Source organism: Chlamydia ibidis 10-1398/6, assembly GCF_000454725.1.
GTDB lineage: Bacteria > Chlamydiota > Chlamydiia > Chlamydiales > Chlamydiaceae > Chlamydia > Chlamydia ibidis.
In genome coordinates, this window is record NZ_APJW01000001.1 from 135,636 (window position 1) to 148,974 (window position 13,339).

The following is a 13,339-nucleotide window of genomic DNA, read 5'->3' on the forward strand; positions in this document are numbered from 1 at the left end:
TTTAACAAGCAGTACAATTATCATATTGCTATAAGTATTTTCTAGAAAAAAGGTAGTCTTGTGAGTTCAATTATCGATAAAGATACAATCATCGAAGTCCCCATTGAGAGTATTCGTGTCAGTCCCTTCCAACCTCGTCGGGTATTCTCTGAATTGGAATTAGAAGAATTAGTGATGTCTATAAAGTCCGTAGGATTGATCCATCCGCCAGTAGTTCGAGAGATTCGCAGTGGGAATAAGATCTTATACTATGAGCTCATAGCTGGTGAACGTCGTTGGCGTGCTTTACAATCTGCGGGGTATACTGTCATCCCAGTAGTTTTGAAGCAGGTGATGACAGACGATGTTGCAGCTGAAGCAACATTGATAGAAAATATTCAAAGAGTAGCGCTTAATCCTATGGAGATGGCCGAAGCTTTCAAAACCCTAATTACCGTATTTGGGTTAACTCAAGATAAGGTAGCACAACGTGTAGGAAAGAAACGTTCTACAGTTGCAAATTACTTAAGATTACTGTCCTTATCGGATAAAATTCGTGAAAGAATACATACAGGAGATATAACACTAGGGCATGCTAAAGTTATTCTATCTCTCGATGACCCTCAGCTTCGCGAAGTGCTGAGTGATAAGATCATAAAAGATAATTTAGCCGTCAGAGATACAGAACGTGAGGCTAAGAGAATATCGTCAGGACGTAACCTAGCAAAAGCAACTAATTCCCAAGTTCCTGAAACAGACTACCAAAACTTAGTAGACCAACTCAGTCAGCATCTGGGATGTAAGGTTAATATTAAATCACAACAAAACCAATTTGTACTCTCCTTATCCCTGGACAATGAGGACAGTTTAAAGCATGTGATAGAGCATTTACTTAAGTGATAAAATTCTTTAATTGCTTTTCAAACGATCCCGTATATTCTTGAGATTGCTTTAATGTGATTGAGAAGAACAAATTAGTATTATTAGATAGTTACCTGCGTTAACCATCTAATAATTACTAATAATTTCAATATTTGGTTTTTCTTTTTAATTAGGAATAGATCTTGGGTTTGTTAATTATTGATCTTCGTTTATCCGGAGTGTCTGATAACTCAGAGTTTAACAACATTTGAGTGTAGGGGTGTTGTGGATCAGAAAAAATTCTTTCAGCAGGTCCAGTTTCTACTAACTGACCTTTGTACATGATTAGAAGATCTGAACAAAAGGATCGTACTACTGCTAAATCATGAGAAATAAACAAGTAGGTGAGTTTTAGTTTATTCTGTACCTCAGCTAGAGTATTTAGAATCTGGGCTTGCATGGAAAGATCTAATGCAGAGACCACTTCATCACAAATCATTAAATTAGGAGTACCTAGTAAAGCTCTGGCAATAGATACTCTTTGTTGTTGCCCCCCGGATAGTTGATGTGGATAACGATAGCAGTAGTCTGAAGAGAGACCAACAAGCTCTAAGGACTGTATCACTGTTGAAAGAATTTCATCTTTGGATGCTAAGCGGTGGTATAATAAAGAGTGCCCTAGAGTGTCAAAAATCGTTTTCCTTGGATTTAGAGAGGCTTGGGGATTTTGGAATACCATTCGTACATGAGAGCGTAGGTATTTCAAGTCCTCTTTAGAATTAATTTTAATAGTTTTTTGATTGAAAACTAGATAACCGGATGTAAACGATAGAAGTCCAGATAAGGCTAAAGCTAAAGTAGTTTTTCCAGAACCGGATTCTCCAATCAAACCGACAATCTTTCCCTGAGGTATAGAAAATGAAATATTATCAATAGCTTTGGTGGCTATGTTATTTTTACGAAACCAAAGAGATCTTTTGTAGTAATGTTTACAAAGGTTACTGGCTTGTATTAAGGGAAAGGCGTTACTCATAGAGCCAACATCGTACTTTATGGTTTTTATAAATATTCTGATTATTAGGGGAATCAGATCCACATTTATGGTACGCTTTTTTACACCTAGGGTGGTAAGAACATCCAGAAGGCATTTCGGAATAATGAGGAGGCTGACCTGGAATAGCAACGAATGTACGATCGTCACGATGTAATAGGGATGGTCTAGAAGCAAGAAGATCTTGTGTATATGGATGAGAGGAATTGTGGAAAATACGATCTACGGGGGCATGTTCAACCATTCTTCCGGAGTAGAGTACCAATACATTGTCAGCAGTTTCTGCAACTACTCCCATGTTATGGGTGATGATCAGTAGACTCATGCCTGTTTTCTTTTGTAGATTTTTCAATAATTGTAAGATCTGATACTGAACAGACACATCTAGGGCTGTTGTAGGCTCATCAGCTATCAAGATTTCTGGAGCAGTGAGCAAAGCCATAGCTATAGAAATTCTTTGTAACATTCCCCCAGAAAGTTCGTGAGGATAGAGTTTTAAACAGACCTCAGGTTGGTGAAATCCAGTTTCCGTAAGAGCTTCGAGAATTTTTTCTTGAGCTTGTTTAGGGGGCAGAAATAAATGCGTGCGAATTAACTCTTGAAATTGATGTTCAATCGTGAAAACAGGGTTAAGTGAGGACATAGGATTTTGGAATATCATACCAATCTTTGTCCCGAAAATTGTTCTGTGTATAGATTTAGGTGCGTGTAGCAAGTCTATGTTATGGAAAAGCACATGTCCTTCAGTACGGAACTGAGCAGCAGGCAGTAATTGCATTAATGCCCTGACCGTCAGCGTTTTCCCAGACCCAGACTCGCCGATAATTGCTAACGTCTGACCTTTATATAATTCAAAGGATAAAGACTCTACAATAGGGTAAAACTTTCGACGCTTGTGAAGGCTTATAGATAGATCTCTAACTTCTAAAATAGGGGCAGCAACCATAAGTCATTTACAAGATCATTAAAGGTGGCTATTATTGCTAAAAAGGCTATTCTTATGCAAACCCTTGCTCGGCTGTTTGGGCAGTCTCCTTTTGCTCCACTTCAGGCACATCTCGAGGTGGTAGCTTTCTGTGTAAAGCAAATACTACCCATGTTTACCGCTTTGAAAAATGGTCAACATGAGCAGGTTCTTGCTATTGCTAAAGTTATTTCAGATAAGGAATATCAAGCAGACTGTATAAAAAATGACATGCGTAATCATCTCCCAATCGGCTTATTTATGCCTATATCACGAGCGGGGATGTTAGAAATTATTTCTATACAGGATAGCATAGCTGATACTGCAGAGGATGTGGCTATCCTGCTTACTATTAGGCGGTTATGTCTATATCCTGAATTTGAAGAGCTATTTTTCCGCTTTTTAAGCAAAAATATTGAGGCTTTTGATCTCACTATGACTGTGATTCAGGAGTTCAATAAATTGTTAGAAAGTTCTTTTGGAGGAAGAAAGGCAGATAAGGCACGTTTTCTGGTAGGACGTGTAGCTAAGACAGAACACGAATGTGATGTTTTGCAAAGAGAACTTATGCAAGTTCTTTTCTCCGATAGTTTCATAATTCCTGAGAAAGAATTTTATTTATGGTTGCAAGTAATCAAGCAGACGGCAGGTATATCAGACAGTTCCGAAAAACTTGCTCATCGAATTAACATGACGTTGGAAGAAAAGTAATAGTTCATGTTTGCCCTACTCGTTTTTGTTCTTTTGTGTAGCTTTTACACATCCTGGAATATCGGTGCGAACGATGTTGCCAATGCTGTTGGCCCAAGTGTAGGATCCGGAGTTTTAACTTTGCGTCAAGCAGTTTTGGTTGCTGCGGTCTTTGAATTTTTAGGGGCTCTATTACTTGGGAATCGCGTAGCAGGGACTATTGAGAGTAGCATTGTCTCTGTTTCTGATCCTATCATAGCTTCGACAGATTACATTTTAGGAATGACTGCAGCACTACTTGCAACTGGAGTTTGGTTGCAACTAGCCTCATTTTTCGGTTGGCCGGTATCTACTACTCATTCTATTGTTGGAGCCGTAGTAGGTTTTGGCTTAGTTTTGGGCAACGGTACAGTAATTTATTGGGAGTCTGTTGGAGTAATTGCGATTAGTTGGATTCTTTCACCTTTGGTAGGTGGGGTCATTGCCTATATGGTTTTTTCTTTTATTCGTAAAAACATTCTTTATAAAAATGATCCCGTGGCAGCTATGATCCGTGTGGCACCATTTTTGGCAGGCCTCGTCATTGTTATTCTTGGTGTAATCGTTACCTTAGGTGGCGTGGTAACCAGTTTTATTCCATTGTTATGGGCGTTAGTTATAGTAGCGGCCTGTGGATTGATGGCTTACGGTTGTATGTTCGCTTATGTACACACACAGTACTGCGTGAGCATTTCCGATATGCCAAAACCCGGAACTCTTCTTTATCGTTTGAAGGCATGTGGCGGTAATTATGGTAGGAAGTATCTTATCGTAGAACGGATATTCGCTTATCTACAGATTATTATAGCCTGTTTTATGGCTTTTGCTCATGGTTCTAATGACGTAGCTAATGCTATTGCCCCTGTTGCTGGGGTATTACGCCAGGCATATCCTTCTGTGTATTCTTCCCAGACGCTAATTGGTTTAATGGCCTTTGGAGGCGTAGGTTTAATCTTCGGGCTCGCTATTTGGGGATGGCGTGTTATCGAAACTGTCGGTTGTAAGATCACAGAACTTACACCGTCGCGTGGTTTTTCTGTAGGATTAGGTGCGGCAATTACTATTGCCGTTGCTTCTGCTATAGGACTACCAATATCAACCACACATGTAGTTGTCGGGGCGGTGCTTGGGATCGGACTTGCACGAGGAATTCAAGCAATTAACTTGAATATCATTAAAGATATCGTCATGTCCTGGTTCATTACTTTGCCGGCAGGTGCGATACTGTCGATTCTATTTTTCTTTGCTTTAAGAGCTCTTTTCCATTAAAAATAAGGAAATTGTCTTATTACGTGTTTTCTTGGCATATGGATAAATTAACAGTTCAGGAGATTTCCCCTGAGGAAAAAAAGGTTTTGCTCCGAGTTGATTTTAACGTTCCTATAAAAGACGGGAAAATCCTTGATGACGTTCGTATTCGTAGTGCAATGCCAACTATCAATTATCTTTTAAAGAAACGTGCTTCAGTTATTCTGATGAGCCACCTTGGCCGTCCTAAGGGTGAAGGATTTGAAGAGAAATATTCCTTACAGCCTGTTGTTGAAGTTCTGGAAGGTTATTTAGGTCATCATGTTCCTTTGGCCCCCGATTGTATCGGAGAAGTTGCTAGACAGGCAGTTGGGCAGTTATCCCCGGGTAGAGTGTTATTATTGGAAAATCTACGTTTTCATAAGGGAGAAGAGCATCCTGAAATGTATCCTACGTTTGCTGCTGAGTTGGCTGCCTATGGAGATTTCTATGTGAATGATGCCTTTGGTACATCGCATCGTAAACATGCCTCTGTCTACACTGTTCCCCAAGCATTCCCTGAAAGGTCCGTTGCTGGATTACTTATGGAAAAAGAGTTGGAATTTTTGGGACAACACCTTTTAGTCTCTCCAAAACGTCCCTTTACGGCCATTCTCGGTGGCGCTAAGGTTTCTTCAAAGATAGGTGTTATCGAAGCTCTGCTTAATCAAGTAGATAACCTTTTATTGGCTGGAGGGATGGGTTTCACTTTCTTAAAAGCTTTGGGAAAATCTTTAGGAAAGTCATTAGTTGAAGAATCAGGAATAGAGCTTGCACAACGAGTATTGAAAATAGCAAGGGATCGTAATGTTCGCATCCTCTTGCCCTCAGATGTCAAAGTTGCAAAAACTTGTGAACCAGGGGTGTCTTGGACTGAGATTTCTATAGACGCTGGTATTCCTTCTGATCTTGAAGGATTGGATATTGGTTCAAAAACAATCCAGGAATTCAGCAGAGTAATTGATAGTTCTCAAACAGTTTTTTGGAACGGCCCTGTAGGTGTCTACGAGGTTCCTCCTTTTGATCAGGGATCAGTTGCGATTGCTGAGTGTTTAGCTCGCCATCCATCAGCGGTCACCGTCGTGGGTGGAGGAGATGCAGCAGCAGTAGTTGCTTTAGCTGGATGTGCGGCTCGCGTTTCTCACGTATCTACGGGAGGAGGAGCCTCTTTAGAGTTTTTAGAGAAAGGATACCTCCCAGGTACAGAAGTTCTTTCTCCCGCGAATCATAACTGATTTATACGGTAATCCTTTTCTTCAATGAAAGTGCAGAAGATCTTTTGATTTTCTGCACAGTCTATCTTCGCCTGTCTCTTTTTAAAAATCTTAACATTATTTTTGTACAAGACCTACAGACGCAATCGTGTGCATGTATTGTGTAGTTATAATTTTTTGATTTTTAATATTTTATCTTATACAGGCATTTAATCATTATTTAATCTCATTAATTAGTTATTAGTTAAATTTCTCTATTTTAAAAATAAAAAGATGCCCTCTTAATTATTGCTAATTAAAATTAGTAATATAAAAATGGAGAAAAATAATGGGAATAAATCCAACAGGAAATAATAAAAACGATGCATGGATTTCTGGGGCCCATGAACAGCATCCTGATGTAGAAAATACTCAATCGAACATGGGGGATCACAGTATATCTACAAATGGAGACTCAACAGGCATTCTTTCCCGTATTGCTTCCTCGATATCCTCATTGATTGCGAAATGGTTTGGAGGAAGTAGTGCGTCTTCCTCATCTAGGAGAGACTCTGTTTCTAGTCAGAGTAGTTTGAAAGAATCTATAGAGTCGGGTCACGATACCGATAGTTTATCTGATAGATCTTCGATTTCCGGAGAATCATTTAAAACTGCCAAAACTGCTTTTTCAGACGAGTTTGTTGATTCTATGTCTACATTAGGAAGTTCCTCTGAAACTAGCAGTTTTAAATTCCCTAGCGAAGAAAAAGTAGATCACTCTAGCGATCCTGTACGTCATGCAGGTTCTAATCTCATCAAAAAGGGTTATACACCAGGGAAAAAAGTTGACATTCCTACACTGCCTCCTCAGGCAATGAATACAGGTGCAGCAGTAAAGCGGCAAGCTCCTCAACCACCACAGCAGCGTCCTGTGTCTTCAGGTAGCGTTGTTGAAAATCTTAAGTCACAATTACAAGTACACAAAGATGCTAAACAAGCTAAGTTAGATGGGTTATCCAGTAAAGTACGCGAGCGATGGACTAATTTAGAAACTACCAACACGGTGGCTTACACTTTATCTGGTTTACAGACTCTTGGCAAATCTCTAGAGACAACTCGACAAAACTTATCATCTCTCTCATTTCCGCAGATGGGAGTCAGGGATCAAGCTATTAAAAATAGTCTTAGCTTAGCGGCAAGGGGATTAACGTCACTTGGTATGAAAGAGAAAAAGCAAGACGGAGAGTCCGCTCTATTAAGTATTGTAGTAGGTTTAGCTATCACGGGACCGACACTATCTTCAGAAGAAAAAGTTACAGACTATGTCAAACAGATGATTGACGAGCAGTTGGAAGGAGGATACGAAGGTGTTGATCCTGAGGAAGAACCTTGGGTAGAGAACCTTATGGAATATGCAGCAAACATAGATCATCTACGTTCGGCATACCCTGACCAGGCTCCAAAATTTTGGGAGAGCCTAGTTTTGTATTCAGCTTCTAGTATCAGCTCTCTTTCTAGTTCAGAGAAATCGGCACACGTAGGGAGTTATAATGATGAAGAGATTCAAAGTATAACCTCACAAAATACTCAAGATCTAGCTGCTCTAAGAGCTATAGACCAGTCTGTTTATAGTCGTACTCTTACTATATTGGCTTCAGATCTTTTGTAAAGAATTGGTTGCATCATGACTTTAGGACCTATAGGTGGCGATAGAGATCCCGGATGGCGGGATCTCAATAATGAATCTGGTGATTCTAATAACGTGGATCCTAAAGATGTTGAAGGAGAGGCAGATTTAGAAGATCGCATTTCCGATCATGTTGAATCAATTCTTGAGAACATCGGGGAAGTTGAGATACCAGAACCTACTCCTTCAGAAAATATCTCAGCAGATTTAACAGAAAGAGTAGAAAGTCACGAAGAACAGGGGAAGATTGCAAAGATACTGCAAAGAATACGTAAGGTAGTATCCTCGATCTGGTCAGCAAAACATCCCAAGAGTGTTATACAAAAATCGCAATTTGATAGCTCCTATCAGAAAAGTTATATTGAAATCCTTCGAGAAACAGAGATTACAGTAAATTCTATCGAGATGTTGTCCTCCCAGGAATCTCGAGTTTGTTTCGCTGCAGTCAGAAAATTTTTTCGAAATATTTTAAGAAGAATGAGTTCCTATATAGCGCAGCGACGTTCACATAGCGCTATTAACTTGTGTGGAGTCAAGCCTGATAGTTTTGAAGGCACAATTTCTCTTGCTCTAATGTTGCGTGTTATTATGAAGTCAACCGCTGATATATCAGACGCTTACGAACACCATATTTCTGAAAATACAAAACCTTTCACTTTCCAAAGAGGGAACACAAAAACAGAAGATTTTAGTTGTCGAATGTCTGATTCTGATGATGAAGAGACGAAAAGAATATCGACTTACTCTTCTTTGTCTGAGACTGGAGGTGCAGAAGCTGCTCATGTTATAGGAATGTTATACAAGATCATAGATATGAATTTAGGCATAGATGCAACAGCTACAGCACGAGGCATAACTAGGTTAGTGTGTATTCCTTGTTTAGACAAACTTGCATGTGCAGAGCATATATATAAACTTAGGCGTGTAGATTATAAACAAGATTATTCTGAAATTGTTGAACTAGCAAAATCGATAGATGCTTTATCTTCTAGAGGCAGAGCAGATGCAAGCGTTGCTAGGAATATTCTTAATACATTGCGTCAGCAACATAGTGACTTGTTAGGAGAGTTTATAACTTTATGGGCAGGGGATCGTCATCATCTAGTCAATTTGAGCGTGGTTCAGAATATCGTTGAAGCAAACCTTCCCGTAATTATGGAGGCGCAACAAAGTGATCCCGAAATATTTGAAAAAAAATTAAACGCCTTGATTTATAACTTTTTCTTCACCTTCCAGACGATGCGCCAAGCCGATGAACGGACGCAAATGTAATTTTAAGAAAATAAATCGTCATCTTGAGCTTAGAAATACAAAAATAATGCAATAATATCTACATGTGGGAAATAAGCAGACGTAGTGAGGTGGACCTTCCTATGATGTTAGATCTGCGATTTTCTACAGACTATTATTTACGTGTTTTGGAATTAGCAATCCGGGATAATTCTAGACGACTTGTCTATAATAAAAAGCTTTCCTTGTTAGAAGCTTGGCCTATCCATAAGAAATTGTCCAAAGATCAAGACGAGAGTTTGGTAGTATTACAACGTGCGATAGAAGAGCTTTTCTCGCGGTCTTCAATATCTTATGCAGTGTCTGGAAGACTCTTATCAATAATCGATGCTTGTCTCAGGCAAGTAATGAAACAAACACATTTATTTCACAAAATATTCTTTTATCGTAGTTATTTGGTTAATCATTCAATAGTTAAAAAACTTTTATCTTTAAAAAATATTATTTTTCTTGAGAGTCAACGACCTCTTAACAAGATTTACAGCGTTGCTAGTAAAACTTTTAAGAAAAAACAAAACAACTTTTCTTGCTGGGAAGACTTTGCGCATAACGTTGATATTCACGATAAATCTATAGATTTAGGAGAAACAGTAAAAGAGCAACTAATTTCCGAAGCATCATCTCAAGTGCTTATGGATGCTCTTATGATATTTTTAGAAAATCAAGATCAATATTTCCCTCTTACACTAGAACTTTTAGATCAATTTCTGTCAGAAAAATCGCTTCCGTTACACACATTATCAGAAAGTAATTATGTTTTTCTTTCCAGAGTTAGAGACCTATATTTGCTAAATAACGAAGATTTTCAAGCTGTTGTTGGAGGAATTATTACAGAATCTTTTCAGGATATTCTTGATAACTCGTTGCTTGGAAATCAATGGATTTCTCAACATGGTCGAGAGACAATCAAGGAATGGCGGACTATAGAACAGGATCATTACCAAGATTCTTTGTTAATTCAAGGATTTTTATCCGAAGTTGTACGTCACGTTGTTATAGAACACATTCGGAAGCTTATAAAATCTACTTCAGATGCTACACCAGAACAAATCGGCCATATGTATAGTATCCGTGATCGTAATCCCAAGTTATGGGTAAAAATGATGCGTATACTCTTTATGCGTTGGTTATTAGATTTTGACGATGAGGTGCACTCTAATTTAAAGAAAAAAATTCAGCAGTACACACCAAACCCTAGTTTTTGGCAGCAACTTCAGCATATCTTTAAAAAAATCTAAAAATGCTCACAGGTAATTTATTGTGATTAAGCTTGATTTTTGATTTTTCCTAAGAAAAATACCCTAGAAAAGGGTATAATCTTCCTTCATGATACCCTTCCGTTTACATCACTTATACCAATTAATAAAAGAGCTGCACACTTCTCCTATAGGCGAATCAAATCGCGTAGCCTTATATTTTAAGCAACATCGTTCATTAGGATCTAAAGATCGACAATGGATAAGCTCTAGGATTTTTGCTATATTGCGCCATCAAAGACTCTTAGAAGCTCTAATATTGCGAGAAAATCAAAGCATATCTCCAGAAACTCTTTTTGAAAAAGTTGAATCCGGTGCCTTACATTCTATAGAGGATTACCAAGATATTCCATGGCCTGTCCGGTATTCAATATCCGATGATCTTGCAGATTGTTTGATTAAAGATTACGGAGAAGAAAAGGCTCAAGATTTAGCAAGGTGTTTCCTTTTAGAATCTATATGCTCCATTCGTGTTAATACTCTAAGAATCTCTGTAGAAGATCTTCAAAAACGTTTGCCATACCCGAGTTCTCCAGGATCTATAGCAGGTTCCCTGCGCTTCGACAAGCGCTATCCTCTCATTTGTACTCCGGAATTTTGTAGAGGTTTATTCGAAATTCAAGATGAATCTTCTCAGAAAGTGGCTTTTGATATCCCTATCACTAAAAAAGATTGCGTTTTGGACTTCTGTGCAGGTGCAGGAGGAAAGAGTTTAATTTTTGCTGAGAAGGCTCGGCATGTTGTTTTACATGATAGTCGTAAGGAAATTCTTGAAGAAGCGCGACAACGTTTTCGCCGTTCTCGGATGAAAAACTTTACATTAGCGCCTAAGTTAAGTAGAGAACGGTTTCCTATAGTAGTGGTAGATGCACCCTGCTCTGGTAGTGGGGTTTTCCGTCGCCACCCAGAGAAAAAACAGTCCTTTTCTAAGAAACAGTTAACAACTTATGTGAGAGTGCAGAAAGGAATTTTACAAGAAGCTAGTCGCTATGTAGAGCCTCGAGGACGACTTATATATATCACGTGCTCTATTCTATCTGAAGAAAACACCGATCATATTAAATACATGGAACGTTTTGGTTGGGAATTAGAAAAGATGTTAACAGTTCCTTTGGAGCCTGTGGGGGGTGATGGATTCTTTGCTGCTCATTTCCGCAAGTTATCCTAAAATCTCCATGATAGACCCTATTTTCTATAGATAATATGAGTATTTACGTTTCTTTCCTTGTTGTTTTTTTCGATATAATAGAATCAAAACGATAATGAGATAGGTTCTATAAGATAATAAGATTTTTTTTATTAGCATCCGTATTCTGTGTGCCTTCGACGGAATAATTGTTTGCTCAGCATACAAGGGTTCTGCTTTTATCTGCCGCCCTGAAAGATTGCGGAAAACCCAGTGTCCTAGAAGGTTACCCTTGTTAATCGGAAATGATGTTGCTTGAGGAACAAAATTGACGGAACATTGCACTTCCCCTTCAGATTCATAGAAGTCATAGTAAACACCCTCTGGCAAGGCAATAGAGATTTTACCTAGCTGTCCCATAGATAGAATGTAAGAATCCGTAGGGGGTATGAGGTAGCGTCGTAGCAGAGGTTCATTGAACACTGATTCACACAAGGCAATGATATCCTGATAAAGATCTCCTACAGATCCTGTATATCCCGTAGCAATCGTAATAATTTTTCGATTATTCTTACGCGCTGCAAGTAGTAAGTTTTTCCCAGCATCTTTTGTAGTGCCCGTTTTTCCTCCCAACGCCGCTGGATAATAATAAGTTGATCCAGGAAGGATTAGTTTATTAGTAGGAGATAGTATGCGTTCTGCATTCAGATTCGTTGCAGCCATTTTATAGTTGGTGGTCTGTATTATTTGGCAAAATAAAGGTTCTTTTAGAGCTTCACACATGACAAGAGTGAGATCTTTAGCAGTGGTATAGTGTGCAGGGTGATGTAAGCCGTGAGGGTTATTAAATTGTGTATTACTACAACCAATCTCTTTTAAGAACACATTCATTTCTTGCATAAACTCTTTTACAGAGCCGCAACATGCTGTTGCTAGGGCATTCGCTGCATCATTAGCAGAAACAATCAGTAAAGCATGAAACAGGTCCCAACCTGAAACTTCTTCTTTAAGTTGTAATTGTATAGTTGTGCTATCAGTTTCTAGCCAGTGAGCGGGACTACGGTACCCAGATTGTTTTTTAGCCTGAGGTGAAATAGAGGCAATAGCTTCGTGTTTTACTGTGACAAATCGATTCAAGACTTCTGGATATTTACGTAAAATAAATAAAGCAGTTGCTACTTTCGTCATGCTTGCAGGATAGATGGGAGTGTCTATATTCTTAGCATAGAGTATTTTGCCTGTCTCTGCATGTATGATAGCACCACAAGTACCTTTAATTTCTGGGAAGATAATTTCTCCATATAAAGGTGAAATAAACGCCAAAATAAAAAGATGTAACCAATAACGACTTTTAATAACTTTAATCATTGTGTCGATTTTGAAAGTTTATTACTTAGGTATTATTTATCTTCTAAATTAAAGAAAAGCTCTTGACGCCTCTTAAAATAAAGAATTACCATAAATGAGAGAGGAAATGCTATGAGTTTAGATTTTTTGGAAGAGTTTTACAAACGTTCTATTCTTAACTGTGGAACGGCATTTCCCGAGGGTTTTATGGATATAGCTGAGGTGCTATCTCAATCTGCACCCGCATCCCTAGTTAATTCTTTTAGTGATCTCCCCATTAGTGACTTCATCATTGCAGAATCTGCAGATAAACTCACTTTATTTAATTCTGATTTCGCAGTTTGGTTAGTCCCGGAGTTAGTGCAAGGAGAGGCCGTAACTCGTGGATACATAGCTTTGCATGAGCCTGAAGGTTCGTATAAGCCTGAAATGGCGTTTCAAGCAGTTGGAGAGTATAATCAGTCAGCACTAATTTTAGAGGCATTACGATTGTATCTAGAAGATATTAAAGACACGGAAAAAACTTTGCGTTCCTTTCGATTTGATAACAAATAACTAGCGAAGGGATA

At 38.6% G+C, this 13,339-nt stretch carries 12 protein-coding genes; 9 read left to right on the plus strand and 3 right to left on the minus strand.

Translation table 11 applies throughout. The features are described 5' to 3' along the window. Positions 1 to 60 precede the first annotated feature (60 nt). Positions 61 to 879: a ParB/RepB/Spo0J family partition protein gene (locus H359_RS00595; protein ID WP_020370776.1), complete on the plus strand. Its 819-nt coding sequence runs from the start codon at positions 61 to 63 to the stop codon at positions 877 to 879. A 151-nt stretch (positions 880 to 1,030) separates the two neighbouring features. Here H359_RS00595 and H359_RS00600 read toward each other — a convergent pair whose 3' ends face one another. Further along, entirely contained in the window at positions 1,031 to 1,873 is an 843-nt protein-coding gene (locus H359_RS00600; RefSeq protein ID WP_020370777.1) for an ATP-binding cassette domain-containing protein, read from the minus strand. Next, positions 1,866 to 2,837, minus strand: a complete 972-nt coding sequence (locus tag H359_RS00605; protein ID WP_020370778.1) for an ABC transporter ATP-binding protein — start codon at positions 2,835 to 2,837, stop codon at positions 1,866 to 1,868. Before H359_RS00605 ends, H359_RS00600 begins: the two co-directional genes overlap by 8 nt. Before the next feature lie 54 nt (positions 2,838 to 2,891). Between H359_RS00605 and H359_RS00610 the strand changes: the two genes are divergently transcribed. From H359_RS00610 to H359_RS00640, 7 genes are all read left to right on the plus strand, one after another. After that, positions 2,892 to 3,566: a TIGR00153 family protein gene (locus H359_RS00610; protein ID WP_020370779.1), complete on the plus strand. Its 675-nt coding sequence runs from the start codon at positions 2,892 to 2,894 to the stop codon at positions 3,564 to 3,566. A 6-nt stretch (positions 3,567 to 3,572) separates the two neighbouring features. Beyond that, positions 3,573 to 4,853: an inorganic phosphate transporter gene (locus H359_RS00615; RefSeq protein WP_020370780.1), complete on the plus strand. Its 1,281-nt coding sequence runs from the start codon at positions 3,573 to 3,575 to the stop codon at positions 4,851 to 4,853. A 38-nt stretch (positions 4,854 to 4,891) separates the two neighbouring features. Continuing rightward, complete coding sequence (locus H359_RS00620) at positions 4,892 to 6,106, plus strand: phosphoglycerate kinase (RefSeq protein WP_020370781.1); 1,215 nt, start codon at positions 4,892 to 4,894, stop codon at positions 6,104 to 6,106. Positions 6,107 to 6,413: 307 nt separating this feature from the next. Further along, positions 6,414 to 7,733 carry a SemD/SinC family type III secretion system effector gene (semD, locus tag H359_RS00625; protein ID WP_020370783.1) on the plus strand — a complete coding sequence of 440 codons (1,320 nt, stop codon included), beginning with the start codon at positions 6,414 to 6,416 and terminating at the stop codon, positions 7,731 to 7,733. Between the two features lie 15 nt (positions 7,734 to 7,748). Continuing rightward, the gene (locus H359_RS00630; RefSeq protein WP_020370784.1) at positions 7,749 to 9,023 is read left to right on the plus strand and encodes a TmeB family type III secretion system effector; all 1,275 of its coding nucleotides are present in this window, start codon (positions 7,749 to 7,751) and stop codon (positions 9,021 to 9,023) included. Positions 9,024 to 9,124: 101 nt separating this feature from the next. Next, the gene (locus H359_RS00635) at positions 9,125 to 10,279 is read left to right on the plus strand and encodes a hypothetical protein (RefSeq protein ID WP_020370785.1); all 1,155 of its coding nucleotides are present in this window, start codon (positions 9,125 to 9,127) and stop codon (positions 10,277 to 10,279) included. An 88-nt stretch (positions 10,280 to 10,367) separates the two neighbouring features. Beyond that, positions 10,368 to 11,465 (plus strand): RsmB/NOP family class I SAM-dependent RNA methyltransferase, encoded by a 1,098-nt coding sequence (locus H359_RS00640; protein ID WP_020370786.1) that lies wholly within the window; start codon positions 10,368 to 10,370, stop codon positions 11,463 to 11,465. Positions 11,466 to 11,489: 24 nt separating this feature from the next. Here the strand turns inward: H359_RS00640 and H359_RS00645 are convergent, their stop codons facing one another. Further along, on the minus strand, positions 11,490 to 12,791 hold the full coding sequence (locus H359_RS00645; protein WP_020370787.1) for a D-alanyl-D-alanine carboxypeptidase family protein: 1,302 nt from the start codon (positions 12,789 to 12,791) through the stop codon (positions 11,490 to 11,492). A 111-nt stretch (positions 12,792 to 12,902) separates the two neighbouring features. Between H359_RS00645 and H359_RS00650 the strand changes: the two genes are divergently transcribed. Next, on the plus strand, positions 12,903 to 13,325 hold the full coding sequence (locus H359_RS00650) for a hypothetical protein (RefSeq protein ID WP_020370788.1): 423 nt from the start codon (positions 12,903 to 12,905) through the stop codon (positions 13,323 to 13,325). The last annotated feature ends 14 nt before the right edge of the window (positions 13,326 to 13,339 follow it).